The 26,330-nt window shown below is 56.6% G+C and carries 26 protein-coding genes and 1 tRNA gene; 14 read left to right on the top strand and 13 right to left on the bottom strand.

The annotated features are described in order from the left end of the window. Nucleotides 1-24: 24 nt before the first annotated feature. The 3 genes from J9788_RS00705 to J9788_RS00695 form a co-directional block, all read right to left on the bottom strand. A complete protein-coding gene (locus tag J9788_RS00705; protein WP_182264786.1) occupies nucleotides 25-609 on the bottom strand; it encodes a fimbrial protein in 585 nt (194 codons plus the stop codon). Between the two features lie 831 nt (nucleotides 610-1,440). Next, nucleotides 1,441-1,653 (bottom strand): hypothetical protein, encoded by a 213-nt coding sequence (locus tag J9788_RS00700; RefSeq protein ID WP_004928089.1) that lies wholly within the window; start codon nucleotides 1,651-1,653, stop codon nucleotides 1,441-1,443. Between the two features lie 227 nt (nucleotides 1,654-1,880). Next, nucleotides 1,881-1,968, bottom strand: a tRNA-Ser gene (locus tag J9788_RS00695). Between the two features lie 229 nt (nucleotides 1,969-2,197). On the opposite strand from J9788_RS00695, the gene yccA reads away from it, so the two are divergent. After that, nucleotides 2,198-2,857 (top strand): FtsH protease modulator YccA, encoded by a 660-nt coding sequence (gene yccA, locus J9788_RS00690; protein ID WP_033642602.1) that lies wholly within the window; start codon nucleotides 2,198-2,200, stop codon nucleotides 2,855-2,857. A 110-nt stretch (nucleotides 2,858-2,967) separates the two neighbouring features. After that, nucleotides 2,968-3,297 carry a sulfurtransferase TusE gene (gene tusE / locus J9788_RS00685; protein ID WP_033642601.1) on the top strand — a complete coding sequence of 110 codons (330 nt, stop codon included), beginning with the start codon at nucleotides 2,968-2,970 and terminating at the stop codon, nucleotides 3,295-3,297. 34 nt (nucleotides 3,298-3,331) lie between these two features. On the opposite strand, the gene yccX is transcribed toward tusE, so the two are convergent. Then, the gene (gene yccX, locus J9788_RS00680; protein ID WP_033650696.1) at nucleotides 3,332-3,610 is read right to left on the bottom strand and encodes an acylphosphatase; all 279 of its coding nucleotides are present in this window, start codon (nucleotides 3,608-3,610) and stop codon (nucleotides 3,332-3,334) included. A 92-nt stretch (nucleotides 3,611-3,702) separates the two neighbouring features. Between yccX and rlmI the strand changes: the two genes are divergently transcribed. Both rlmI and hspQ read left to right on the top strand, forming a co-directional pair. Continuing rightward, nucleotides 3,703-4,893 carry a 23S rRNA (cytosine(1962)-C(5))-methyltransferase RlmI gene (rlmI, locus tag J9788_RS00675; protein WP_042784137.1) on the top strand — a complete coding sequence of 397 codons (1,191 nt, stop codon included), beginning with the start codon at nucleotides 3,703-3,705 and terminating at the stop codon, nucleotides 4,891-4,893. Between the two features lie 60 nt (nucleotides 4,894-4,953). Then, nucleotides 4,954-5,271, top strand: a complete 318-nt coding sequence (gene hspQ, locus J9788_RS00670; RefSeq protein ID WP_004928104.1) for a heat shock protein HspQ — start codon at nucleotides 4,954-4,956, stop codon at nucleotides 5,269-5,271. Between the two features lie 66 nt (nucleotides 5,272-5,337). Here hspQ and J9788_RS00665 read toward each other — a convergent pair whose 3' ends face one another. Next, entirely contained in the window at nucleotides 5,338-5,751 is a 414-nt protein-coding gene (locus J9788_RS00665; RefSeq protein ID WP_033642598.1) for a CoA-binding protein, read from the bottom strand. A 256-nt stretch (nucleotides 5,752-6,007) separates the two neighbouring features. Here J9788_RS00665 and J9788_RS00660 point away from each other — a divergent pair, with 256 nt between their 5' ends. Both J9788_RS00660 and J9788_RS00655 read left to right on the top strand, forming a co-directional pair. Further along, a complete protein-coding gene (locus J9788_RS00660) occupies nucleotides 6,008-6,673 on the top strand; it encodes a DUF2057 family protein (RefSeq protein WP_094141859.1) in 666 nt (221 codons plus the stop codon). Nucleotides 6,674-6,794: 121 nt separating this feature from the next. Beyond that, nucleotides 6,795-7,253: a methylglyoxal synthase gene (locus J9788_RS00655; protein ID WP_042784134.1), complete on the top strand. Its 459-nt coding sequence runs from the start codon at nucleotides 6,795-6,797 to the stop codon at nucleotides 7,251-7,253. A 33-nt stretch (nucleotides 7,254-7,286) separates the two neighbouring features. Here the strand turns inward: J9788_RS00655 and helD are convergent, their stop codons facing one another. Then, on the bottom strand, nucleotides 7,287-9,341 hold the full coding sequence (gene helD, locus J9788_RS00650; protein WP_069100866.1) for a DNA helicase IV: 2,055 nt from the start codon (nucleotides 9,339-9,341) through the stop codon (nucleotides 7,287-7,289). 165 nt (nucleotides 9,342-9,506) lie between these two features. On the opposite strand from helD, the gene J9788_RS00645 reads away from it, so the two are divergent. Both J9788_RS00645 and yccS read left to right on the top strand, forming a co-directional pair. Continuing rightward, entirely contained in the window at nucleotides 9,507-9,959 is a 453-nt protein-coding gene (locus J9788_RS00645; protein WP_025302313.1) for a YccF domain-containing protein, read from the top strand. Nucleotides 9,960-9,985: 26 nt separating this feature from the next. Next, entirely contained in the window at nucleotides 9,986-12,121 is a 2,136-nt protein-coding gene (gene yccS, locus J9788_RS00640; protein WP_182264787.1) for a YccS family putative transporter, read from the top strand. Between the two features lie 4 nt (nucleotides 12,122-12,125). Here the strand turns inward: yccS and J9788_RS00635 are convergent, their stop codons facing one another. After that, entirely contained in the window at nucleotides 12,126-12,782 is a 657-nt protein-coding gene (locus J9788_RS00635; RefSeq protein WP_033650692.1) for a TfoX/Sxy family DNA transformation protein, read from the bottom strand. Between the two features lie 243 nt (nucleotides 12,783-13,025). Here J9788_RS00635 and sulA point away from each other — a divergent pair, with 243 nt between their 5' ends. Both sulA and ompA read left to right on the top strand, forming a co-directional pair. Then, nucleotides 13,026-13,532, top strand: a complete 507-nt coding sequence (gene sulA, locus J9788_RS00630; protein ID WP_033642592.1) for an SOS-induced cell division inhibitor SulA — start codon at nucleotides 13,026-13,028, stop codon at nucleotides 13,530-13,532. Between the two features lie 357 nt (nucleotides 13,533-13,889). After that, complete coding sequence (gene ompA / locus J9788_RS00625; RefSeq protein WP_046899347.1) at nucleotides 13,890-14,969, top strand: porin OmpA; 1,080 nt, start codon at nucleotides 13,890-13,892, stop codon at nucleotides 14,967-14,969. Between the two features lie 100 nt (nucleotides 14,970-15,069). Here ompA and matP read toward each other — a convergent pair whose 3' ends face one another. After that, on the bottom strand, nucleotides 15,070-15,528 hold the full coding sequence (gene matP, locus J9788_RS00620) for a macrodomain Ter protein MatP (protein ID WP_033642591.1): 459 nt from the start codon (nucleotides 15,526-15,528) through the stop codon (nucleotides 15,070-15,072). Between the two features lie 210 nt (nucleotides 15,529-15,738). Here matP and J9788_RS00615 point away from each other — a divergent pair, with 210 nt between their 5' ends. The 4 genes from J9788_RS00615 (at nucleotide 15,739) to fabF (ending at nucleotide 20,340) form a co-directional block, all read left to right on the top strand. Then, entirely contained in the window at nucleotides 15,739-17,487 is a 1,749-nt protein-coding gene (locus J9788_RS00615) for a Lon protease family protein (protein WP_072056112.1), read from the top strand. Nucleotides 17,488-17,555: 68 nt separating this feature from the next. Then, nucleotides 17,556-18,074, top strand: coding sequence for a bifunctional 3-hydroxydecanoyl-ACP dehydratase/trans-2-decenoyl-ACP isomerase (fabA, locus tag J9788_RS00610; protein WP_004928144.1), 519 nt, complete (start codon nucleotides 17,556-17,558; stop codon nucleotides 18,072-18,074). Between the two features lie 464 nt (nucleotides 18,075-18,538). Then, the gene (locus J9788_RS00605) at nucleotides 18,539-19,066 is read left to right on the top strand and encodes a helix-turn-helix domain-containing protein (protein WP_033642590.1); all 528 of its coding nucleotides are present in this window, start codon (nucleotides 18,539-18,541) and stop codon (nucleotides 19,064-19,066) included. Next, nucleotides 19,063-20,340: a beta-ketoacyl-ACP synthase II gene (gene fabF / locus J9788_RS00600; protein ID WP_182264788.1), complete on the top strand. Its 1,278-nt coding sequence runs from the start codon at nucleotides 19,063-19,065 to the stop codon at nucleotides 20,338-20,340. Before J9788_RS00605 ends, fabF begins: the two co-directional genes overlap by 4 nt. A 64-nt stretch (nucleotides 20,341-20,404) precedes the next feature. Here fabF and rmf read toward each other — a convergent pair whose 3' ends face one another. From rmf to J9788_RS00575, 5 genes are all read right to left on the bottom strand, one after another. Further along, the gene (gene rmf / locus J9788_RS00595) at nucleotides 20,405-20,575 is read right to left on the bottom strand and encodes a ribosome modulation factor (RefSeq protein WP_004928150.1); all 171 of its coding nucleotides are present in this window, start codon (nucleotides 20,573-20,575) and stop codon (nucleotides 20,405-20,407) included. A 270-nt stretch (nucleotides 20,576-20,845) separates the two neighbouring features. Then, the gene (gene pqiC / locus J9788_RS00590; RefSeq protein ID WP_182264789.1) at nucleotides 20,846-21,406 is read right to left on the bottom strand and encodes a membrane integrity-associated transporter subunit PqiC; all 561 of its coding nucleotides are present in this window, start codon (nucleotides 21,404-21,406) and stop codon (nucleotides 20,846-20,848) included. After that, nucleotides 21,403-23,049: an intermembrane transport protein PqiB gene (gene pqiB / locus J9788_RS00585; RefSeq protein WP_033642587.1), complete on the bottom strand. Its 1,647-nt coding sequence runs from the start codon at nucleotides 23,047-23,049 to the stop codon at nucleotides 21,403-21,405. The genes pqiC and pqiB overlap by 4 nt, the downstream gene beginning before the upstream one ends. Beyond that, nucleotides 23,036-24,349, bottom strand: coding sequence for a paraquat-inducible protein A (gene pqiA / locus J9788_RS00580; protein ID WP_369825817.1), 1,314 nt, complete (start codon nucleotides 24,347-24,349; stop codon nucleotides 23,036-23,038). The genes pqiB and pqiA overlap by 14 nt, the downstream gene beginning before the upstream one ends. Before the next feature lie 76 nt (nucleotides 24,350-24,425). Beyond that, on the bottom strand, nucleotides 24,426-26,330 hold the full coding sequence (locus J9788_RS00575) for an ABC transporter ATP-binding protein (RefSeq protein ID WP_046897094.1): 1,905 nt from the start codon (nucleotides 26,328-26,330) through the stop codon (nucleotides 24,426-24,428).

Raw genomic sequence — 26,330 nt, 5'->3', positions numbered from 1 at the left:
GGCGCAGGCCTGGCTTAATTGCAATTACAGGTAAGAAATGGTGTAAGTCACGTTGGAACTCAATTCCCCCACTTTTGCCGCCAACGCATTGGTCTTGTAGTAATAGGCGTCCAGCGTCAGCGTTTCGGCATCCGGCGCCGTTTTATCGCCTTTGATCTTGGTGACATAAGGCACGTTCAACGGAATCGGCGTGGATGAACCCGGCTCAGCCAGAGAAAAACCGACGTTTTTCGCTACGGCGGCGTCGCTTTCATTCACGGAGCTGTTCAACAGATATTTCCCGTCGGTAGAAATATTATTCGCCGAAGAGAAGTAGATCTTCAGCGGCGTACCGGCCGTTCCCGCCGCCGGCGTGCAGCCGGAGAACGTCAGCGAGAAAGATTTCTTGTTTTTGGTGATGGGGCCGACAACGGTACCCGCATCAGTCACGGAAATCGGGCTGAGCGCAACGGTAAAATCGGCGCTTTTCCCGCCATTGATGGTACAAGTGGTATCCGTAACGGCACCGCTAAACGAAATAACGCCACCGGCGGAATTATCTGCCGCCGTTGCGCCCACAGATGTTAACGCGGTAGCCAATACCGCCAAAGAGATGCCTTGCTTAATCATAATAAACCCCATTACTTTCTTCGCTGAGAGAGCATATATAAAATGACCTACACCATTAAACCGTTTAGAGGCTAACGAAGCTTAGGCAATAGCAGAGTATTGACAGCATCCTGCCATCTAAAAGTTTATATGCGACGGTATATATTTATATATATCCAAGTGTATTCTAAAAGATATCCGGCATGGGAAAAATCTCATTCACCGCCAGATGCAGGACATATTAATTCCAAAGACAAAAAAATTGCAACATCGAATCAAATAATTTTCATGACAATAAAAAAAATGAATCGAGCAATGGCCGGAAGGATGCGCGCCTTAAAAGAGTGAGTACGGCTGGCTGCTTACTGCGCGGGTTAAATGAGCGTCGCCATTTCCTCATAAAAGCGCTTACGGCATAAAAAACAAAAAGCCATTGATATAAAAAGAAAAAACACACAAAGAAAAATCTTAGATTCCTTAACTCCTCCGCCTTCTCCCACGTAAGGTTTACTTTGCCCCTGCCTTAAAAATTATCCAACCTACCGCTATAGGAGTAGCCCGGAAATGCGATACTCTCTGCACATGAATATTCAGACACACAAAAAACAGAGTCAGAATTTTTCTTCGCCCAGTCGATAAGGACGAATTTTTAGAGAAAAATATATCTTTCCCTATCAATATAAAACCCACCTTTAAAGTATATTAAAAAATATACTGAAAGATAATTCATTTAAATAAGTCGCTACAGGGGTCAAACAAGATAGGGGAAAAGGGATGCATCGCGAGTAACGGCGGGAATAAAAAACCCGAGCACCACAGGCTCGGGTTGATAGCAACACAGACATTCGACGATCAGAGCGGCTTTTCAGTCCGTACGATGCCGTGATTCTTCATCACCTCTTCCATCGTAAGGCTATCGTCATACGGCGTCTCGTCGACCACAACGTCTTTCGGACGCTCATAGGGTTTGGTCGCACGTTTGAACATCCACCACCATACGAACACCAGGAAAGCGCCGGACTTGAGAAAAATCATGGTCCATAGGGCGACTTGATACCAGTTCATCTCTGTCTCCTAAGAGTATTAAGCAAAATCGATAAGGCGGCGTTAATTATCGTGCCGGTCACGCCTGACAGCAGCAGGCATCCAAGCGGCCTGCCTTGATGACCGCATAATCTCACCGATACGTAGCCCTTATCAATAGCCGTTCACGTTTCCTGCGGGCGACCGTCAAATTCTCAGCACGCAAAAGCAAAAAACCCCGCGCTCTAAGAGCGCGGGGTCAAAATGTATGGCGGAGGAGCAGAGATTCGAACTCTGGAACGGTTTCCCGTCGACGGTTTTCAAGACCGTTGCCTTCAGCCACTCGGCCACCCCTCCGCAACGACGCGCACTATAAACAGAGCTTATTCGCTTGTAAAGCCCAGGCGCGTTCAACCGCGCGAAAAATCGACGGAACGATGCAAGTCGGCGAACAAACGCGCGGCCGCTCCTCCCGCTGTTGCAACAATGATAACTAAGGGTAAAGATTGGTAAACAAACTTTAATCAAGCGCTTGCGCTGCCTATCATCGGGATTATTTTGTGATGGCCTGATAAGAGAGATCATTATGGACCGCATTGTCGTCTCGTCTTCCTCGCGCGACTCCCTGCTCAGCACGCATAAAGTCCTGCGCAACACCTATTTTCTGTTATCCCTGACGCTGGCTTTCTCGGCGCTGACCGCAACCGCCAGTACCCTGCTGGGCCTGCCTGCGCCGGGCTTGCTGCTGATGCTGGTTGGCTTCTACGGGCTGATGTTCCTGACGCATAAACTGGCCAACAGCCCGGCAGGCATTCTGGCGGCGTTCGCGCTGACCGGTTTCATGGGGTATGCCCTCGGCCCGATCCTCAGCTCGTTCCTGAACGCCGGCGCGGGCGATCTGATCATGCTGGCGCTGGGCGGCACCGCCGCGGTGTTCTTCTGCTGCTCGGCCTACGTGCTGACCACGCGTAAAGACATGTCGTTCCTGTCCGGCATGATGATGGCCGGTTTCGTGGTATTGCTGGTAGCGGTGATCGCCAACCTGTTCCTGCAGATCCCTGCCCTGCACCTGGCGATCAGCGCGCTGTTCATTCTGTTCTCCGCCGGCGCGATCCTGTGGGAAACCAGCAACATCATTCACGGCGGCGAGACCAACTACATTCGCGCCACCGTCAGCCTGTACGTATCGCTGTACAACATGTTCATCAGCCTGTTGAGCATTCTGGGCTTCGCCCGCAGCAACTGATTGCGTGTTACCCCGCCTTCCAGGCCCCGCTCCGGCGGGGCTTTATTTTTTGCGGCTGAAAAAATTTGCTAAACTGGCGGCCGTTCCGAATTATCCGTTATCGAGGCAGTATGTTGGAGTTTGAAGGTCGGGTTATCGACACTGACGCGCAGGGCTATCTGAAAAACAGCGCCGACTGGCATGAAGGCCTGGCGCCGCTGCTGGCGGCGCAGGAAGAGATCGTGCTCACCGAAGCACACTGGGAAGTGGTGCGCTTTGTACGCGACTTCTATCAGGAATTCAATACCTCACCGGCTATTCGCATGCTGGTCAAAGCGATGGCGCAGAAATACGGCGAAGAAAAAGGCAACAGTCGCTATCTGTACCGCCTGTTTCCGAAAGGGCCGGCCAAACAGGCCACCAAGATCGCCGGGTTGCCCAAACCGGTAAAATGCATCTGACCGCTCCGCCCGCAGCGCCGCTGCAGGCGAGCGTTTAATAGCGAATGCCGAACCCGTCGTAGTCGGCCACGCCCTGCGGCTCCACCAGCACGCGTTCGACGCGCGCGCTGCGCGGGCCGCCCTGCTTCAGCCATGCGACCAGCGAGTCCACCTGCGCCTGTGTGCCGCAGGCCACCACCTGAACGCTGCCGTCATCAAGGTTGCGCGCATAGCCCGTCACCCCCAGCGCCTCGGCCTGCCGCTGAGTGGAATAGCGAAACCCTACCCCCTGCACTACGCCATACACATACGCAGCAATGCAAACTTGTGTCATAATCGCCCCCTTATTCAGTTTTCGTTATGGCATTGCCGTGCCTTTGCACCGCCGTGTCACTCTTTCTATCCTAGCTGGCAGCATTATTAATTATGACCGTACGCCTGTTTCTCGCCAAAGGACGTGAAAAGTCCTTACTCCGTCGCCACCCTTGGGTGTTCTCCGGCGCCGTTCAACGCGTTGAGGGTAAAGCCCTCTCCGGTGAAACCATCGATATTCTCGACAGCCAGGGCAAATGGCTGGCTCGTGGTGCCTATTCGCCCGAGTCGCAGATCCGCGCACGCGTCTGGACTTTCCAGCAGGATGAAGAGATTAACATCGATTTCTTCATTCGCCGCCTGCAGCAAGCGCAAAGCTGGCGTGATTGGGTCGCGCAGCGCGACGGCCTGGACGGATACCGCCTGATCGCCGGCGAATCCGACGGCCTGCCGGGCATCACTATCGATCGCTTCCAGAATTTCCTGGTGCTGCAGCTGCTGTCCGCCGGCGCCGAATATCAGCGCCCGGCCCTGCTTTCCGCCCTGCAGCATTGCTACCCGGAATGTTCGATTTACGATCGCTCCGACGTGGCGGTACGTAAAAAAGAAGGCCTGCCGCTGGCGCAGGGCCCGGTGCTGGGCGATCTGCCGCCGGAGCTGCTGCCGATCACCGAACACGGCATGAAACTGCTGGTGGACATTCAGCAAGGGCACAAGACCGGTTTCTATCTCGATCAGCGCGACAGCCGCCTGGCGGCGCGTAACTACTCTGCCGGCCGCCGGGTGCTGAACTGCTTCTCCTACACCGGCGCCTTCGCCGTTTCCGCTCTGATGGGCGGCTGCGCGCAGGTGATCAGTGTGGATACCTCGCAGGCGGCGCTGGATATCGCCAGACAGAACGTCGAGCTCAACAAGTTGGATCTGAACAAGGCAGAGTTCGTTCGCGATGACGTGTTCCAACTGCTGCGCAACTACCGCGCCCAGGGCGAGAAATTCGATCTGATCATCATGGATCCGCCGAAGTTCGTCGAGAACAAAAACCAGCTGGCCAGCGCCTGCCGTGGCTACAAAGACATCAACATGCTGGCGCTGCAGCTGCTGAACCCGGGCGGCATTTTGCTCAGCTTCTCCTGCTCCGGGCTGATGCCGACCGATCTGTTCCAGAAAATTTTGGCCGACGCCGCTGTAGATGCCGGACGTGATGTACAATTTATAGAACAGTTCCGCCAGGCTGCCGATCACCCGGTGATCGCCACGTACCCAGAGGGGCTGTATCTGAAAGGCTTCGCTTGTCGGGTGATGTAACTTGAAATGCGCTGCCTTGCCCCCATATATGAGCAAGGCATTGTTTCTCAGGAGGTCATCATGATTGCCAGCAAATTCGGTATCGGACAACAGGTTAGGCATAAACTGCTGGGGTATTTGGGCGTCGTTATCGATATCGACCCTGAATACTCTTTGGAACAACCCAAAGCTGACGAGATAGCGGCGAACGATGAACTGCGTTCCGCTCCTTGGTACCACGTGGTGATGGAAGACGAGGAAGGCCAACCGGTGCATACCTATCTGGCGGAAGCGCAGCTGGATGGCGAGCCCCAGGAAGCGCATCCCGAGCAACCATCGCTGGATGAACTGGCGGAATCCATCCGTCACCAGTTACAGGCACCACGCTTGCGCAATTGACCGCGCCAAGACCTGAGAAACCCTGAAAGGGCTCGGCATCGGCCGGGCCCTTTTTATTTAGCTTATTTAGCGCTCCAGCCCCAAACGCGGGATTTCGATTTTCGGACAGCGATCCATCACCACCTGCAGCCCGGCCTGTTGCGCCAGCACTGCCGCCTGGTCATTAATCACGCCGATCTGCAACCACAGCGCCTTGGCGCCGATCGCTATCGCCTCTTGCGCCACGCCGTAGGCTGCCTCCGAATTGCGAAAAACGTCGACCATATCGACCGGCTGCGGGATGGCGGCCAGCGTGGCATAAACCGGCTGCCCCAACAGCGTCTGCCCCGCCAGTTTTGGGCTCACCGGGATCACCTGATATCCCTGCGACAACAGATAAGCCATCACCCCATAGCTGGGCCGCGACGGGTTATCGCTGGCGCCCACCAGCGCGATGGTTTTCACCTGCTGCAATAACTCAACAATCTCTTGATCTTGCATCTTCAACTCCCGTTTATCACTGCGTCACTCTTCCGTTTCGAGTGTAACCGATCGGCATTCGCACGGCTAAACGCTACGCGCAGGAAACTTCAGCGTAATCTTATGGTCTGAGGCTGTCGCGGTTCAGCCACGCACGGACGTGTCTAATTACAAATAAATATGTAAAAATGTAAACAAAATACCCGATTGAAAAATTTTGACACAACCTATGCCATGTTCAACACTTAGAGCTACGTCACTTTATAAGGAGATAATGATGAAATTTGGTCTGGTGGTTGCGGCGTTGCTCAGCATCAGCATGCCTGCCGCGGCTACGACCCTGAAACTCTCCCCGGACATCGATCTGCTGGTGGTCGACGGCAAGAAAATGACAGGTTCGTTGTTAAAAGGCGCCGACAGCCTTGAACTGGATGGCGGACAGCACCAGCTGCTGTTTAAAGTGACTAAAACTGTACGTTCCGGCCAGCATACGCAGGCCTATGCGTCCCTGCCGCTGGTTGCCACCTTCAATACGCAAAAGATCAGTCAGGTGGCGATCGAACTGCCGCGCATCGAGAACGATCGTGACACGCAACGCTTTGATAAAACGCTGAACTATCGGGTGGTGGATAAAGAGGGTAATGCCCTGCCGTTCCAGCATGATGTGCTGCATCCCGACAGCGTTACCTTCAATGCCGATTTGGAAAAGGTGATGACGGATTACAACCGCCAAAACCGCCCGGCTTCCGTCCCGCTTTTCGTCCAGCCGAACGCAGGCAACACAACAGCCTCCCTGCCGGCCGGCGCACCGGTGAATGCCCCGACGGTGACACTGAAAGGTGAAAACGTGTCGGAACAGATGCTGCAATACTGGTTCCAACAGGCGGACAAGGAAACCCAGAAGCGCTTCCTGCACTGGGCCAACAAACAACCGGCTCGCTGATCCCTCCCGGCGCCTTAGCCGCAAAGGCGCCTTTTCTTCGCATTTTCAGGTGCAAACGCTAGGCAGTGAAAAACAGTTTCAGTAATCTGTCGCACATCACCGATTAGCGAAGGACACTGAGATGGAATTGACCACCCGCACTATCGCCGAGCGCAAGCACATTGCGCTGGTGGCGCATGATCACCGCAAACAGGCCCTGCTGGAATGGGTTGAAAGCCACAAGACCATTCTGGCGCAGCACCAGTTGTACGCCACCGGAACCACCGGTAACCTGATCCAGCGTGCCAGCGGCATTCCCGTCACCAGCATGCTGAGCGGCCCAATGGGTGGCGATCAGCAAGTCGGCGCACTGATTGCGGAAGGCAAGATAGACATGCTGATCTTCTTCTGGGATCCGCTGAACGCGGTTCCGCACGATCCGGACGTGAAGGCGCTGCTGCGGCTGGCGACCGTCTGGAATATTCCGGTGGCGACCAACCGTTCGACCGCTGATTTCCTGATTGACTCTCCGCTGTTCAAAAGCGAGGTGGAGATAGCCATCCCCGACTATCAGCGTTACCTGCAAGACCGCCTGAAATAGTCCTTTCGGCCTGGCTGCCGCCAGGCCTGCTGCTTACGGTTTTTTCTGCACCGGAACGCCAAGCTCACGCAGGTGGTCGACGAACACCGAAGGACGTTCACGATCCTGCAACAGCCATACCTGATGTTTGGCGCGAGTCAACGCGACATACAGCAGACGGCGCTCTTCAGCATCCGGAAAGTCCTCCGGCTGCGGTAGCAACACCTCTTCCAAGACCGACTCGCGCGCCACGGCGGGGAAGCCGTCGCGCCCCTCATGCAAACCGGCGATGATGACGTATTCCGCCTGCTGCCCCTTGCTGGCGTGGATGGTCATAAACTCCAGATCCAGCTTTGGCCAGCGGGTGGCCGCTTTCGCCAGCGCTTCCGGTTTCAGGTGGTGGTAACGCGCCAGCACCAGGATGCGCTCATCCGGCTTGGCGTAGCCGCTCAGCTTGTCCAGTAGCGGCTCCAATTGCTCGTGCGGCAGGATCGTCACCGACTTTTTATTGCCCTTGCTCAGGCTATTGAGCGGTTTTTTCAGCTGATGCGGGTTCTGCTGCACGAACCGGTTGGCCACCTCGCCGATGCGTTCATTGAAACGATAGGTGGTATCCAGCGCGCACTGTGCGCCTTCGCCGAAGTTCGTGGCGAAGGCCGTGGTTAACGTCAGTTCTGCGCCGCTGAAGCGATAAATCGCCTGCCAGTCATCCCCTACAGCAAACAGGCAGGTCTGCTTGTTCTGTCGGCGCAATGCCGCCAGCAATAGCGCACGCTGCGGTGAGATATCCTGAAACTCGTCGACCAGAATATGTTTCCACGGGCTGACGAAGCGCCCCTTGTCGAGAATGTTGACCGCCTGATGGATAAGGCCGGAGAAGTCCACCGCCCCTTCCTCTTTCAAGGCGCTTTTCCAGGCTTTCAGCAGCGGCGCCATCAGCCTGATGCGTTTTGAAAACAGATCGCGGATTTCTTCATCCGCCTGCTCGATCATTTCCGCCTGGCTGCCACCGTGCATGCGCATCAGCCCTAACCAGCGTTCCAACCGGCTTGCCAGGCGATCCGCCAGGCGCTTATCCTGCCAGAAGTCGCCTTCCGGCACTTCCCATTCCAGCTCTTCGGTCAACCATTGACGCCACCCCTTGGCCTGCGCTTTCTTCTCCGCGCACTGTTGGCGCCAATGGGTAATCAGCAGCTCTTTGCGCGCTTTGGCATCGGTTTCCAACCGGCTGATGGCCGGCGCTTTGCGGCTGCCTTGTTGAATGATTTGCAGCGCCAAGGCATGGAAAGTCTTGGCCTGAATACCGACATCACCCAAACGTTCTTTGATGCGGTCGTTCATCTCGCCGGCGGCCTGACGGCCGAATGCCAACAGCAAGATTTGACCCGGCTCAGCCTCCTGACGGCGCAGCAGCCAGCCGGCGCGCGCCACCAGCACCGACGTTTTGCCACTGCCGGCGCCGGCTAACACCAGCACGGAATCCTCGCCATTGACCACCGCCCGGCTCTGGGCGTCGTTGAGCGGCGAACTCTCGACGGTCTGGAAGAAATCATGGTGTTGCTCCAGCATGCGCTCGGTCCACTGCCGGTTGCGTTGCTCGATGCTGCGCTCCCCCTGCTGCAACCATTGCAAACACAGATGGTAATCAGCCCGGCAGTTATCGAATTCCTCCAGGCGCGCCACCGGCATCGGCAGCGCGGAGAAAGCCTCGCGAATTTGCTGCTGCAACTTGCCCAGCTCAGACTTTTTGAACCATTTATCTTGTTGCTCAATGCGCTTAATCTGCGCCACCTGCTGTTGCAACACGCCGGCGCTGACGTCGCTCATTTCGGCGCTCCACTGCTGCCACGCCTGCTGCAGAAAGTGATAAAAACGCTGCGTTTCCTGCCATTCGGTGCCGTGCAGCCGCACCACTTTTTCGTCCGGTAATTCAAATTCCAGCTCGCCCCAGACGATGCCACGCTTGCACCTGACCTGAATCAGTTGATTGAAGGGGATCAGGTATTCATGTTTTTCCCCGCTCACCTCAACGCCGGCGTGCAGCAACCGCACGCGGTTATAAGGGTGCTGAGCCAGGTGTTTCCCCAGCGATGTCGCTTTAAGTTCCATATCGTCGCGCCATGACTATGTTGAGATTAAATAAGGATATCTGCCAGTTTACCTGCGATAAGCAGTGGCACTCTAGCGCTAAAAAAAGGGTAGAATAGATTTTGCGTTTTTATCGTGAATACGCCCGCATCGCGGTTTGGCTATCATTAGAGCAGAATGACGTCTATGCGTACTGTACTGAATATTCTTAATTTTGTGTTGGGCGGTTTCTTCACCACGCTAGGCTGGCTTATTGCTACCGTGTTCAGCGTGCTGCTTGTCATCACACTGCCGCTTACCCGCTCCTGTTGGGAAATCACCAAGCTGTCGCTGGTGCCGTTCGGCAACGAAGCGATACACGTCGATGAACTGTATCCGGAAAAAAGCAATGCGCTGCTCTCCGCCGGCGGCTCGCTGCTCAACATTATCTGGCTGGTGCTGTTCGGCTGGTGGCTGTGTCTGTCACACATCGCCGCCGGTATCGTGCAATGCGTTTCAATCATCGGCATTCCGGTCGGCATCGCCAATTTCAAAATAGCCGCCATCGCGCTGTGGCCGGTGGGACGCCGCGTCGTCTCGGTAGAAATGGCTCAGCAAGCCCGTATTGAGAATGCTCGCCGCCACTATCAACAGCGTTAATTTTTTCTCCGTTTGAGGAGTTTTTCGTGCTCTCTTTTGCACCCGCAGTTCGTCGCTATACTTACAACAGCAACCTGCTGTATCACTTGCGCATCCTCATTGCGCTGATCGGCACCACCGCCGTTCCCTGGTGGCTCGGCATTCCCAAGCTGACTATCCCGTTAACGCTGGGCGTGGTGGCAGCCGCCCTGACTGATTTGGACGACCGCCTGGCCGGCAGATTACGCAATCTGCTGATCACGTTAGTATGCTTCTTTATTGCTTCCGCCTCGATTGAGCTGCTGTTTCCCTACCCTTGGTTGTTCGCGCTTGGCTTAACCACCTCGACCTGCGGTTTTATCCTGCTGGGCGCCTTGGGGCAACGTTACGCCACCATCGCCTTCGGTGCACTGCTGATCGCGGTTTACACCATGCTCGGCACTTCCATGTACGATGCCTGGTATCAGCAACCGCTGCTGCTGGTGATCGGTGCATTGTGGTACAACCTGCTGACGCTGGCGGGCCACCTGCTGTTCCCGATCCGACCGCTGCAAGAAAACCTGGCGCGCTGTTACGATCAACTGGCCAATTATCTGGACGCCAAAGCCAACCTGTTCGATCCCGACGCCGAACGCGACGCCGACCTGCCATGGATGGACGTCGCAATGGCCAACAGCGCGTTGGTCGCGTTACTCAACCAGACCAAAGCCTCGTTATTGACACGCCTGAAAGGCGATCGCGGCCAGCGCGGCACCCGTCGCACCTTGCACTACTATTTTGTCGCGCAGGATATCCACGAACGCGCCAGTTCTTCTCACGTTCAATACCCTGCGCTCAGCCGGCAATTCCGTCACAGCGACATTTTGTTCCGCTTCCAGCGTTTGCTGAGTATGCAGGCGCGCGCCTGCCGCCAGCTGGCGCAATCTATCCTGCTGCGGCAAAAGTACCAGCACAACCCGCGTTTTGAGCCGGCTTTCAGCCGCATTCAGGAGGCGTTGGCGCGCATCGCCGAAACCCAGGGTAATAGCGAACAGACCAAGGCGCTGGCGCATCTGCTGAAAAACCTGCATGCGATAGATGCGCAGTTGGCCAATATCGAGTCCGAGCAAACGCTGGCGAGCGGACAAACGGAAGAGAACAGCCTGGCCGACGATCGCTTAACCGGTTGGAGCGACATCCGGCTGCGCATCAGCCGCCATTTAACGCCGCAGTCGGCCCTGTTCCGCCATGCGATCCGCATGTCGGCGGTGCTGTGCGTCGGTTACGCCTTTATCCAGTTCACCGGTATGCAGCACGGTTACTGGATCCTGCTGACCAGCCTGTTCGTCTGCCAACCGAACTACAACGCCACCCGCCGGCGCCTGGCACTGCGCATCATCGGCACTCTGGCAGGTATCCTGATCGGCTTGCCAATCCTCTATTTCGTGCCTTCCGTAGAAGGGCAACTGGTGTTGATCGTCATCACCGGCGTCCTGTTCTTCGCTTTCCGCACCGTACAGTATGCCCACGCGACGATGTTCATCACGCTGCTGGTGTTGCTGTGCTTCAACCTGTTGGGTGAAGGATTCGAAGTGGCCGCTCCGCGCGTTTACGATACTTTGCTGGGCTGCGCCATCGCCTGGGCGGCCGTCAGCTTCATCTGGCCAGACTGGAAGTTCCGCCAACTGCCGGCGGTGGTGGATAAAACGCTGAATGCCAACTGCCGCTATCTGGACGCCATTTTGGTGCAATATCATCAAGGTAAGGATAACGGCCTCGCTTACCGCATTGCACGACGAGATGCCCATAACAGCGATGCGGAACTGGCTTCGGTCATCTCCAACATGTCAGCCGATCCCAAGGCCGACAAAGCGCTGCAGGAAGCCGCCTTCCGCTTGCTCTGTCTGAACCACACGCTCCTGAGCTATATCTCCGCATTGGGGGCGCACCGCGAGCGGCTTAACACCCCGGCCACGCTCGATCTGCTCAATGACGCCGTGTGTTACGTGGACGGCGCCCTGCATCAGGAAGAACGGAACAGCCAGCGCATTGCGCAGGCGTTGGAACAGCTGGCGGAGCGCATCAGCAAAGCCGTTCCGGAACCTGAAAGCAAAGAACAATTGGTCTTGCAGCAGGTGGGATTGGTGCTCGAACTGCTGCCGGAGCTCACCGCGCTGCATGCCCAAATCAATAAGGCAGCCTAACTATTCAGGGCCCGTTCGATGGGCCCTGAATAACCGGCTCATGCCCATGGCGGCGCATCGCCATCGTATGATCGAACCAACGCACTAGCTCGCTGCGTAATTCGGCCGGCAACGCCGCCTGATGATAACCGGCTATCGCCCCGCCCAGCGACAGCAGCACTCGTAGCCCCAAATTAGTCTGCTGTTTCAATAAACGGAGATAGCTGCGTTTGGCGCCATGCAGCCGCAGGTCATAAGCGTTGCGAATGCCCGCTCGCCACAGCAGACGTTCCATATTGACGTCAATATTCGGCAATGCCTTCAGTCGGCCGTGATCGCCAGCCTTAAGCCGCTGCTCCCGGCGCGCCTCCCTGACAGCCTGCCAAGCCAGCCCCACCAGCTCGTTGCGTTCCCGCCACAGCGACTCGTCAACCCAGTAATAGCGCAAGGTAATGGGCACACCGCGTTTGGAATAGACCATATTGACCATTCCGCGGGCGCGAAAGGCGGGTTCCATGCTTGCCGTAGCCCGCAAATACAGCTCACCCTCCGCTATCACCGCAAACATGACTCCCTCAGCCAGCAGACCGTAACCGCCGAACTGCGACCGAGTCGTGATGGCCCCCAATGCCGCAAAGCAATTTTTAGCCTGCGCGATTCTTCTCGTCGACATCCTTTTCATAGCGTTCCTCCTTTTTAGGTTCTGGCCTTTAGGTTCTGGCCGTATTATTTCTCTCATCAATGAAAAAAGTAACGTGAACAACTAATTAGAAAAATACGCACTATCCGCCCGCCTGCCAATCACAAAAACCATCGGTACAAAAAATGATCGCAATTATGCGAGCCGCTACGAAAATTTGGGTTGATCTTATCCTAAATCAGGGATACTGTATAAACATACAGTAACACGACGGGCGGGAACTTTATGCGTACTCAATCACTCTACCAACCTCATTTCGGCCATGGCTCTTATACAACGCGCAATGTTGCGAAGAACACGGATGTCGGCAAAGAGAATGGCTTGATCAGTGAACTTGTTTACAACGAGCGCCAGCCCGCAGTGGCTCAATTGCTGTTGCCCCTGCTGCAGCAACTGGGCAAGCAGTCTCGCTGGCTTCTGTGGCTCACGCCGCAGCAAAAATTAAGCAAACAGTGGCTGCAGCAATCCGGCCTGCCGGTGGATAAAGTGGTGCAATTGAGCCAGATCAGCCCGGTGAATACGGTTGAGGCAATGGAAAAAGCGCTGCAAACGGGGAATTACAGCGTGGTTCTCGGCTGGTTGCCCGAGCTAACGGAGGAGGATCGTCTAAAATTAAGACGTGCGGCAGAATTGGGTAACGCATACGGGTTTATCATGCGTCCACAACGTGACATTAGCCCGACTCACGGACAGTGTTCTACCCTAAAAATTCACTCTTCTTTGTATCATTAAGTAAATTTAGGATTTTTCCCATCATTTTCGCACCCCGTAAAGGGAACCTTTGCGGGATAAGGCAAAAAGCTAGTCCAGCCGCGGTTTGGCAAGGGAAAACGCCCTGCTGATCGCCGTTTTTTTGAGCTGAGAATGTTAGCAAATATGTACGATTCTGCGTTTTTTTTTAGAGCCTTATCACATCACACTTGTAACTTTCGCGCCACGTTGTAGACTTTACATCGCCAAGGTTGCTCTATAACGTCAGAAAAACTGGCGAGTAACAAACGAGGGCTTAAACCTTGGCGAAGGAATTTAACCAAGGGCTTAAAACAGCTTTAAAGCTCATTGCCTATTTGGATGATAACGAGGCGCAAAATGAAAAAGACAGCTATCGCATTAGCAGTGGCACTGGCAGGTTTCGCTACCGTAGCGCAAGCCGCTCCAAAAGATAACACCTGGTACACCGGTGCTAAACTGGGCTGGTCCCAGTACCATGACGTTGGCTTCTACGGCAACGGTTACCAGAACGGTATCGGCAACGGCCCAACCCACAAAGATCAGCTGGGTGCAGGCGCGTTCCTGGGCTACCAGGCAAACCAATACCTGGGCTTCGAACTGGGCTATGACTGGCTTGGCCGTATGCCTTACAAAGGCAGCGTGAACAACGGTGCTTTCAAAGCGCAAGGCGTTCAACTGGCCGCTAAACTGAGCTACCCAATTGCTGACGATCTGGACATCTACACTCGTCTGGGTGGTATGGTATGGCGCGCAGACTCCAAAGCTAACTACGGCAATGGCACTCGCCTGAGCGACCACGACACCGGCGTTTCTCCGCTGGCTGCTGTTGGTGTTGAATACGCACTGACCAAAAACTGGGCTACCCGCCTGGACTACCAGTTCGTAAGCAACATCGGTGACGCTGGTACCGTTGGCGCGCGTCCAGACAACACCATGCTGAGCCTGGGCGTTTCTTACCGCTTCGGTCAGGATGACGTAGTTGCTCCAGTTGCTCCAGCTCCAGCTCCGGCTCCAGTTGTTGAAACCAAGCGTTTCACTCTGAAGTCTGACGTGCTGTTCAACTTCAACAAAGCAACTCTGAAGCCACAAGGTCAGCAGGCTCTGGATCAGCTGTACACCCAGCTGAGCTCCATGGATCCTAAAGACGGTTCCGTAGTTGTTCTGGGTTACACCGATGCAGTAGGTTCCGCTCAGTACAACCAGAAACTGTCTGAAAAACGCGCACAAAGCGTTGTTGACTACCTGGTCTCCAAAGGCATCCCGTCAGACAAAATCTCTGCACGTGGCATGGGCAAAGCTGATCCAGTTACTGGCAACACCTGTGGCTACAAAGCTGGTCGCGCTACCAAAGCTCAGATCGAATGCCTGGCACCAGATCGTCGCGTAGAGATCGAAGTTAAAGGTATCAAAGACGTTGTAACTCAGCCTCAGGGCTAAGTTTACTCGCCTAATAAAAAACCCCGCAATGCGGGGTTTTTTTTCGTCCTGTTTTTGTCAGAGCATTCAAGGACAGGCTCAACGAGGCACACTGCCCCGTTTACTTAGGTTCTTTGCCGAGAATCGCCTTCAGGTCTTCTTTCAACGACGACATCTGATTCGCATACTTCTCTTTGCGCTCAGCATCTTCGATAAGCTGCACGACGGTTTCCGACAGCGTCACACCGCGACGACGCGCCAGGGCAGCCAAGCGTTGCCAAACCAAAAACTCCAGATCGATAGATTTTTTACGCGTATGCTGGTGTTCTGCGTTAAAATGACGTTTGCGGCGGGCGCGGATCGTTTGTTTCATCCGGTTATCCAGATCCGGATTCATATGAGCGGCAATCCATGCAAGTACCTTTACCGGCTCATTTTCCAGCTTCAGCAGCTCGTTAACCGCTTCCTGAGCAGCGCTGTTTTCAATGTAGCGGGTAATGAGTTCCCCTTCCCGGTGCTTCTTCACCAGGTACTTCCATTTCCAACCGCTCTCCAGATTTTCCAGTTGCTGATATTTCATCTTGAGCTCTTCAGTGACCGCGTAACTTCAAATAAGCATAACAGCTTTACGCCGAATTTCCCCGGCAATTAAGCCGTCTTTTAGACTGTTTTTTGCACAGTCATCGCACGATGTCAAACTCCCTGATGCCAACTGGCACTCCACATGTATCAAGCTGCCGTTATTCTTGTATAATCGCCCTTTCCCTTTTTAACGATTGCATCTAACACTTTGACCAATAACCGACTTGAATGGCAATCTTTATTGCCGGACGTAACGCCTTATCAGGCGATATTTGATACCGCCGCTCAGTTGGCACCCGTGCCCTTTTCCGCCATTCAGCCTCGGCTGGAAAATGCCCTGACGCTATTTTGTCACCCCCAATCGCCACCGCGATTCATGCTGTTGAAAGCGCAAGAAACGCGAGAATACCTGGAACTGATCGCTAACGCCGTCAAACCACTGCTGCCGCAAAACACGGCATGCCGCGGCAGCCACTATGTCATTCAGGATGGCAAGGTCAGCGTAGAGCCTGCCAGCCATGGCGATGAACCTTTCGCTGCCGGCGGTGCTTGCGTGTTCCAAGAGTGGATTGAACCAGAGCAGCTGTTTGGTTGCGTGCGGATCCACAATGGCGACATCACTCTGCAGCCCGGCCTGGTGCACCAGGCCAACGGCGGTATTCTGATCCTGTCAGCCCGGGCGCTGCTGGCCCAGCCGTTGCTATGGCTGCGGTTGAAGCAAATGATCGGCCAGCGTCTGTTCCATTGGGTTTCGCCTGACGAAACCCGCCCGCTGCCGGTCGCCATTCCGCCGATGCCGCTGGATCTGCGGCTGATTGTGGTCGGCGACCGCCACGGCCTGGCCGATTTCCACGATATCGAGCCAGAACTGAGCGAACAAGCGGTCTATGGCGAATATGAAGACGATCTGCAACTGACTGAAGTTGATGATATGGCGCAGTGGTGCGGCTACGTCAACGGTGTGATCGCCGAGCGACAGTTACCGATGTTAGCGGCCGATGCCTGGCTACCGCTGATCGTTCAGGCGGTGCGTTATAGTGGCGATCAGGGCATCCTGCCACTCTCGCCGGTTTGGCTTGGGCAGCAGTTGTCCGAAGCTGCACTGTACGCCGAAGAAGACCGCATTACGGCCAAAGCGTTTGAAGCGGCATTGAATGCCCGCGAATGGCGTGAAAGCTATCTCGCCGAGCGTATGCAGGATGAGATCGAACTGGGTCAGATCCTGATCGAGACCGAGGGTGAAGTGGTTGGGCAAATCAACGGCCTGTCAGTCCTGGATTATCCCGGCCACCCACGCAGCTTCGGTGAACCGTCGCGCATCAGTTGCGTTGTGCATCTCGGCGACGGCGAATTTACCGACGTCGAACGCAAGGCCGAACTGGGCGGCAACCTGCACGCTAAAGGCATGATGATCATGCAAGCGTTCGTGATCGCCGAACTGGACCTGGATCAGCAGCTGCCCTTCTCCGCCTCGATCGTTTTTGAACAATCTTACGGTGAAGTGGACGGCGACAGTGCCTCGCTGGCTGAACTGTGCGCCCTGATCAGCGCCCTGTCACAGCAGCCGATTACACAACAGATCGCCGTCACCGGCTCCGTTGACCAATTCGGCAACGTACAGCCGATAGGGGGCGTTAACGAAAAGGTCGAAGGTTTCTTCGAGGTTTGTTTACGCCGCGGCCTGACGGGCAAACAGGGCGTCATACTGCCCGTGACCAACGTGCGCCACCTGTGCCTGCGTCAGGATGTCGTTGACGCGGTGCGCGAGGGGCAATTCCACCTGTGGGCGGTAGAGAGCGCGGCGGAAGCCTTGCCTTTGCTCACCGGTTGCCTCTACTCTGACGAACAACAGCCGAATTTGTTGGCGGCCATTCAGGAACGGATTGCGCAGGTGAGCCTGCAGGAACGCCGTCGCCCATGGCCGCTACGCTGGCTCAACTGGTTCAACCACGGCTGATCGGACTTGTTCAGCGTACACGTGTTAGCTAACCTGCGTCCTTCATTAAAATAAGGCTTACTGAGAACATGGTAGATAAACGCGATTCCTATACGAAAGAAGACCTCGAAGCATCCGGCCGCGGCGAGCTGTTCGGCGCCGGTGGCCCACCGTTGCCGGCGGGTAACATGTTGATGATGGACCGCGTGGTCAAAATGACCGAAGACGGCGGGACTCACAACAAAGGTTATGTGGAAGCGGAGCTGGATATTAATCCGGACCTATGGTTCTTCGGTTGCCACTTTATCGGCGATCCGGTCATGCCGGGCTGCCTGGGCCTGGATGCAATGTGGCAGCTGGTCGGTTTCTACCTCGGTTGGCTGGGTGGCGAAGGCAAAGGCCGCGCGCTGGGCGTCGGTGAAGTCAAGTTCACCGGCCAGGTGCTGCCGACCGCGAAAAAGGTAACCTATCGTATTAACTTCAAACGCGTCATCACCCGCAAGCTGATCATGGGCGTCGCCGATGGCGAAGTGCTGGTTGACGGTGAAGTGATCTATACCGCCACCGATCTGAAAGTGGGCCTGTTCAAAGATACCACCGCGTTCTAATCACGCTTACGAGAAGGCGGCCACTGCCTTCTCTCTAACGTTTTTCGCATGCCATCACGTTCGACGTGATGGCATTTCTTTCTTTTATCCTTTCCCGGCCTTCCAAAGATTCCCGCCTCTTTTTAGCCGCCATTAGCATCATCTTATTATTCAGTTCTCATCAAAGAGGATTAAGGCCGATAGCAAAGATGCGCTATCGGGCGATATGAAATATCTCATCACGCTGGCATTGACGCTGGGTGCACCTTATTTCATCGCCCGACACCGAAATGCCTTCCCCCACCGGTCTCTGCCCTATGCTTATCCGAAGCGGCCAAAGCAACAGGCAGCCTGAAAGGCGGCCTCCCTTAATACCCACATCAGTGCGATAGCAGTTTTTTTGCATCCGGTTATTCTCTTGCCCCTCAAGATCCTCTAACATGACTCGCATAGTAACTACAATTATTGTACTTAGTGAGGAAGGTATGCAAAAAACCCGCTTTAGCGACGCGCCTTGCCCCGTAGCGCGTGCATTGGATCGCGTGGGGGAATGGTGGAGCATCCTGATCCTTCGCGATGCTTTTCAGGGGCTGTCCCGGTTCGACGAATTCCAACAAAGTCTGGGGATGTCACCCACGCTACTGGCGCGTCGCCTGAAGGATTTGGTGGCCCACGGCATTCTGTATAAAGAACGTTATCAAACGCGGCCGGTGCGCTATCACTACCTGCTTACTGAGCGCGGCAACGATTTTCTCCCGGTGTTGGCGGCGCTCTCACAATGGGGCAACAATCATCTGACCGACGGGGACGTCAGCGCCCTGTTGGTCGACGGACGCAACGATCGGCCGATCCAAGTCCAGTTGGTCAATCGTGATACCCAACAGCCGGTGCCGCCGCAGTTCATTACGCTAGCGCCAGGGCCGGCGGCAAGCGACGGCATACATCAACGCGCCGAACTGATGCGGCAGCGGCGCCTCGCCGATTTACCCGAATTTACCAAGGAGCCATCATGAGCAATCGTCGTATCGTCATTACCGGCATGGGCGCCGTTTCACCGCTAGGGTGCGGTGTTGAAGCCATCTGGCAACGTTTGTTAAAAGGAGAATCCGGCATTCGAGCGTTGCCTGACGAGATCGTTGCAGATTTACCGGTCAAGGTCGGAGGACAAGTCCCGGCGCTGGCGCAAGATGCTGAAGCGGGCTTCAACCCCGACGCCTCCGTCGCCCCCAAGGACCAAAAGAAAATGGACCGCTTTATCCTGTTTGCTATGGCGGCGGCGGACGAAGCCATTCGTCAGGCCGGCTGGATAGCCGATACGGACGAAAAACAAGAGCGCACAGCCACCGTCATTGCCTCGGGTATTGGCGGTTTCCCGGCGATTGCCCAGGCGGTGCGCACAACCGACAGCCGCGGCGCCAAGCGGCTGTCGCCGTTCACCATCCCCTCATTCCTGGTCAATCTGGCGGCCGGCCACGTTTCAATCAAACACCACTTCAAGGGGCCGATTGGCGCGCCGGTCACCGCCTGTGCCGCCGGCGTGCAAGCCATTGGCGACGCAGTGCGTATGATCCGCAATGATGAAGCCGATATCGCCGTGTGCGGCGGTACCGAAGCCGCTATAGATACCGTCAGCCTGGGCGGGTTCGCCGCCGCGCGCGCCATGTCCACCGCTCCGGCCGAATTGGCGCAACAGGCCTCACGGCCCTTCGACAGCGCCCGGGACGGATTTGTCATGGGGGAAGGCGCCGGCATGCTGGTCATTGAAACGCTGGAGCACGCGCTGGCGCGCGGCGCCACCCCGCTCGCGGAAATCGTCGGCTATGGCACCAGCGCCGACGCCTACCATATGACATCGGGCGCTGAAGACGGCAACGGCGCCTATCGGGCGATGAAAATCGCGTTGAAGCAGGCCAACGTCGTTCCCGAAGAGGTACAGCATTTAAATGCGCACGCGACGTCGACACCCGTAGGGGATTTGGGCGAAATCAACGCCATCAAGCACCTGTTTGGCACGGCCGGGACTGTCGCCGTGACCTCGACAAAATCAGCGACCGGGCACCTGCTGGGCGCCGCTGGCGGGCTGGAAACCATCTTTACCGCCTTGGCTCTGCGCGATCAGATAGCCCCTGCCACGCTAAATCTGGATAACCCTGACCCGGTGGCGGCAGGTTTGCATCTGGTCGCGAAACAGGCGGAATCGATGAACATGACCTACGCCTTATCAAACGGCTTCGGCTTTGGCGGCGTGAATGCGAGTATTTTGTTGAAACGCTGGCGGGATGAATAAGCACCTGAAACAAAAACCTCCGCCAAGGGGCGGAGGTTATTCCTTTTATTTGACAGGGAGCCGCTTAAGCGGTCACAGCCCTGTCTTCCATGGCTTCTCGCCAACCTCCCAGCCATTGAGACCGGGCGTCCACTGATGATTGGTAGGGACAATGTTCCCTGGAACGCCCTAAAATACCTGCCTGATACCCTCTCGAATGCGCCCTTTCCAGACGATCGCGTTTCTGTCTCTTCATGCCTCGTTTCCCTCATTTTGGTCTGGTGGAAAGAAAACAATGGCTGCTTTTTGCGCAGCCACGAGTAATCAATAGCGCTAAAAGAAGAGAAGATCAATGCGCAAAATTCACGCCAATGTCATATTTGTGAGCTACGCCCGAGGAAAATGCTAAGTGGCTGATCTGCAGGGGAAGGAGTTAACCAATTGAAATGAAATAGAAATCCCTGCCAGCGAGAAAAAACGACTTTTCACGCCGACAGGGATTAGACGATTTTAGACCAAATTATGACTAAATGCCGCCCATCTGTGCTGCGATAGCCTGGGCTTCCTGCTGCCACCCCTGCGCCAGAGTGCGCACCAGGGCATCATAGCCGTCTTCACCCTGTTTCAGCTCCAGGTTGAAAGGCCTTTTGATTAAACGCCCTTGGCGGTTCAGCACCCACTCGCCGCGAATGATCGCTTTCCCGTCAAAGCGGCCGTGGAAGCCGCTGATGGTCACGTTCAGCACATCCTGATCGCTGCTCATCGGCTGCGAAGAGACCACCCACCCCGGCAGCGCGCTGCTCAGGTTGGTGACCAGCGTTTGCTGCAGCTGCTGATCGAGCGGGCTGGCCCACAGGTTGTTCTGGGCTATCACATACTGCACGTCGTTGGTCTGATACACCACGCCGCTCTGCGCCAGATAATCCGCCACGCTCACGTGCTCCAGCCACAGCTGGCGCGTGGAGGCGCCGCTGCTGCCGGCCGCGGCCGGCGCGCCCAGCGCCGGCAACTGATAGTAAGTCTTCTGTGGCGAACTGCTGCAGGCGCTGAGCAACAGCGCCAGGGCTACCGGGATCCATTTCATCATTTCGTGGCCTTCTTCGGCTGAGGGTCATTGCTGCCGGCGGCTTCAAACACCAGCGCGTTGCTCTTCTCATTCAGGGTGCGCAACACCGGTTGCAGCTCACGCAAGACCTGATCGAGGCGCTGCATGTCGCCCACCATCTTGTTGTAAGCCGGTGAACCAGGCTGGAACCCTTTCATGCTGCGGTTCAGCTCCAGCAGCGTTTTCTGCATGTCCTGCGGCAGCGCCTGCATCTCTTTGCTGGCGATGATGTCGTTCAACGACTTCATGGTCTGCTGCGTCGACTTCATGGTTTTCTGGCTTTCCGCCAGCGTCTTGGTCGCTTCGCTGATCATCGGATTGATCGGCATCGAATTAATCTTATCCAACGTCTGCATCAGTTTCTGCTGGATCTGCGCCAGACCACCGCTAGTGGTCGGCATCAGCGGATAACCGAACAGCTCGCGCGGCCCTTTCCACGGTTTTTCCTGCGGATAGAAGTCGAGATCGATGTACAGCGAACCGGTCAGCAGGTTGGCGGACTTCATCGAGGCGCGCATGCCGCGGGATTCCGCATCTTTCAAGTGCCCTTCAATATCGAAGTTGCCGCCCAGCTGTTTCTGGAAGCGATCCGGCTCGATGCGGATCAACACCGGAATGCGGTAATCGTTATCCAGACGCTGCGCCATGCCGTCTTTATAGAACGGCACCTGCGCCACCGTTCCCAGACGGATGCCGCGGAACTCGACCGGCGCGCCCGGCTGCAGGCCGCGTACCGAGTCGGAGAAGAACAGCAGGTAGTCTTTATGCACGGTATACAGCGAATCCTGTGTGCTGCGCTGGTTGTCGAACAGCCGGTACTCCGCTTTCTCTTTCGCCTGTTCGCCGCGATCCCAGCCGTCCGGCACATCGAAGCTGACGCCGCCGCTAAACAGCGTGGTCAACGAGCCCATCTCCACCCGCATGCCCTGTGCCGACATATCGAACGCCACGCCGCTGTCTTTCCAGAAGCGCACGTTGGTGGTAACCAACTGATCGTAAGGCGCAGTGATGAACAGCTGATAGCGCATGGCGCGCTCTTTAGGATCGAAGTAGCTGGTTTCCACCGACCCGACGCGATAGCCGCGGAACAGCACCGGATCGCCGGCGTTGAGCTGGCCTGATTTCTCGCTGTCCAGCACGATGCGCAACCCTTTAGCGTCCGGGGAAGCCAGCGGCGGCGCATCGAGCAGCTGATAGTTGTCTTTGCCGTCTTTGCCTTTGTTGCCCGGCTGCAGTTCGATATAGGCGCCGGAGAGCAGCGTGCCCAGTCCGGAGACCCCTTCACGGCCGATCTGCGGCTTCACCACCCAGAAGGCGGAATCCTGGCGCAGCAATTTCTCCATGCCGGAATTGAGACGCGCCTGCACCATCACCTTGCTCAGGTCATCGCTCAACGTGACGGTTTCCACCACGCCGACGTCAACGCTGCGGCTTTTGATTTTGGTTTTACCCGCTTCCAGCCCTTCCGCCGTCGTGGTCACCAACGTCACCACCGGCCCCTGATGGCTGAAGTGGTAAAACAGGATCCAGGCGCCGATCAGCGCGGTCACGATGGGAATGATCCACACCGGCGACCAGCGTTTGATCTTCTCGACGTCCGCGACGCTATGATTATTTTCCGTCACCTTGCGGCTCCTTGTTTATTGTTTCACTTGCGCGATCCCAGGTCAGCCGGGGATCAAATGTCATGGCGGCGAACATGGTGAGGATCACCACCAGCGCGAACAGCACGGCGCCCGTCGCGGGATAAATGCTCATCAACTGCCCCATTCGCACCAACGCCGACAACACGGCGATCACAAACACGTCGATCATTGACCAACGACCCACGAATTCGACCACTTCATAAATCAGATGCATACGCTCGCTGTCGGCGCGCGGTTTCTTCCTACCGTTCGCATCCCAGCACAGCCAACCGATCGCCAACATTTTCAGCGACGGCACCATGATACTGGCGATGAAAATCACCATCGCTACCGGATAAGAGCCGTCCCCCCACAGCAGGATCACCCCCGCCATGATGGTGGAATTCATCTTGTTGCCCAGCGCCTCGGTCACCATGATGGGCATCAGGTTGGCCGGAATATACAGCATGACAGAGGTCACCAGCAGCGCCAGCGTCCACTGCAGGCTGTGGCGGCGACGCACGTAGCCCTTGGTGTGGCAGCGCGGGCAGCGCACCTGATCGGCCGGCAGGATCGCCGTGCAGCACGCGCAGGAGCGCACGCCCTGGCGCATGCCGGTGCGCCCCACCGTCAGCGGGCGATTAAGTCGCGGCGCCGGTTCGATATCCTGCCACAGCCAGCGCCGATCCACGCACTGGAAAGCGCGCACCTGCAGCAGGCAAAACAGGCAGTAAGGCACGAAGCTGCTGCCGATGCCGATGTCGCCGTAGGCCATCAGCTTGACGAAGCTGACCAGCACCCCGGCGAGGAAAATTTCCACCATGCACCAGGTCTTGAACTGGAACAGCACCCGGGCCATCCACTCTTTGAGGCCCAGCGGCAAGCGCACCCTGGCGCACAGCAGGATGATCGCCACCATGCAAAACGCCGGGATCAGCTGCACGAACACCATAAACAAGGTGGCCATGCTGGCGTAGTCTTCCGCCACCATGACTTCCGGGATTTGGATCAGCCGGATTTCGTTGCCGAGGCCGGCGACGCGCATGTTGATAAACGGGAAAATGTTGGCCAGCACCAGCATGAACAAGGCGCTGAGCGCGTAACCGATCGGCCGCTTGCGCGGCTCGTCCCAGCGGGCGCTGAGCGTGGTTTTGCAGCGTGGGCATACCGCTTTGCTGCCATAGGCCAGCGGCGGCAGCGCCACCAGCATGTCGCACTGCGGGCACAGCATCAGGTTATCCTGCTGCGCCGCCGAAGGTGCGGAATGACTATGCTGCTGATGATTGTTGTGGGAACACACCATATTCCTCCTAAATAACGTTGTTCACCGGCACGTCGATACCGCCCGCAGCAGCGCGCGGGCGGTATCGCAACGGTCAGCCGTTTTTCATCGCTTCCAGCTCTTCCCAGCGGGCGAAGGCCTGCTCGAGCGCCTGCTCGGCGTTAGCCAACGCCGTCAGCACTTCTTGCGTTTCGCTGTGCGGCCGCGTGAAGAAGTCGGCGTCGCTCATCTGCGCCTGCAGCGCTTCGATTTCCGCTTCCAGCTGTTCGAGCCGCTGCGGCAGCTGTTCCAGTTCGCGCAGCAGGTTGTAACTCAGCTTGGCCGCCGCTTTCTTCGGCTGTTCGACCTTTTTCTCCGCCGCCGGTTTGCTCGCGCTCGGCGCCGCCTGACGAATCGGTTTCGCTGTCGCGCGCTGGTGATGCGCATCGTAGTAACCGCCGACGAAGGCGTTGATCACGCCATTGCCTTCGAAGATCCAGCACTCGGTCACCGAGTTGTCGACGAACTGACGATCGTGGCTGACCAGCAACACGGTGCCCTGATAGCCGTCGATCAGCTCTTCCAGCAGCTCCAGCGTTTCGACGTCGAGATCGTTGGTTGGTTCATCGAGGATCAACAGATTGCTCGGTTTCAGAAACAGCTTAGCCAACAGCAAGCGGTTACGCTCACCGCCCGACAGCGCCTTCACCGGCGTCATTGCGCGTTTCGGGTGGAACAGGAAGTCCTGCAGGTAGCCCAGCACGTGGCGAGGACGGCCATTGACCATCACTTCCTGCTTGCCTTCCGCCAGGTTGTCCATCACCGTGCGCTCAGGATCGAGATCGGCGCGGTGCTGGTCGAAATAGGCCACTTCCAGCTTGGTGCCGCAGTGCACGCGGCCGCTGTCGGCTTTCAGCTGACCGAGCATCAGTTTCAGCAGCGTGGTTTTGCCGCAGCCGTTCGGCCCCACCAGCGCAATCTTGTCGCCGCGCTGCACCTGGGCGGAGAAACCGCGCACCAGCACCTTTTCGCCAACCTGATAATTGACGTCTTCCAGCTCGAATACGATTTTGCCGGAGCGGGTCGCCTCTTCCACCTGCATCTTGGCGGTGCCCATCACTTCACGGCGCTGCGAGCGCTCGACGCGCAGCGCCTTCAGCGCGCGCACGCGGCCCTCGTTGCGAGTGCGGCGCGCCTTGATGCCCTGACGGATCCAGACCTCTTCCTGCGCCAGCTTGCGGTCGAACTCGGCGTTTTGCAGCTCTTCCACCCGCAGCGCTTCTTCTTTGCTCTGCAGGTACAGATCGTAGTTACCCGGCCAGGAAACCAGCTTGCCGCGATCCAGATCGACGATGCGCGTCGCCATGTTGCGGATAAACGAACGGTCGTGCGAGATGAAGACGATGCTGCCGTCGAACTCTTTCAGGAAACCTTCCAGCCAGTCGATGGTTTCGATATCCAGGTGGTTGGTCGGTTCGTCGAGCAACAACACGCGCGGCGAGCTCACCAGCGCGCGGCCCAGCGCCGCTTTGCGCAGCCAGCCGCCGGACAGCGAGGAAAGCTCGGCGTCGCCGTTCAGCCCCAGCTGCAGCAGCACTTCGCTGATGCGGCTGTCGAGCTGCCACAGCCCCTGGTGATCGAGGATCTCCATGATTTGCGCCATGCGCGCCAGGTTTTTCTCGCTCGGATCGCTTTCCACCAGGTGAGAGATCGCGTGATACGCCTTCAGGTGTTCCGCCTGCTCCGCGACGCCTTCCGCCACGAAATCGAACACGCTGCCGCCGATATTGCGCGGCGGATCCTGTTGCAGACGCGCCACGATCAGATCCTGTTCGTAGATCACCCGGCCGTCATCCAGCGGGATCTCTTTGCCGAGGATCTTCAGCAGCGTGGATTTGCCGGCGCCGTTGCGCCCGACCAGACACACGCGCTCGTTGTCTTCGATATGAATTTCGGTGTTGTCTAACAATGGCGCATCGCTGAAAGAGAGCCAGGCGCCGGACATGCTGATTAACGACAT

The sequence above is a fragment of the Serratia sp. X10 genome (genome assembly GCF_017811775.1).
Classification (GTDB): domain Bacteria; phylum Pseudomonadota; class Gammaproteobacteria; order Enterobacterales; family Enterobacteriaceae; genus Serratia; species Serratia ureilytica.
The sequence above is the reverse complement of the archived record's forward strand: the minus strand, read 5'-3'. Positions and strand labels throughout refer to the sequence as shown.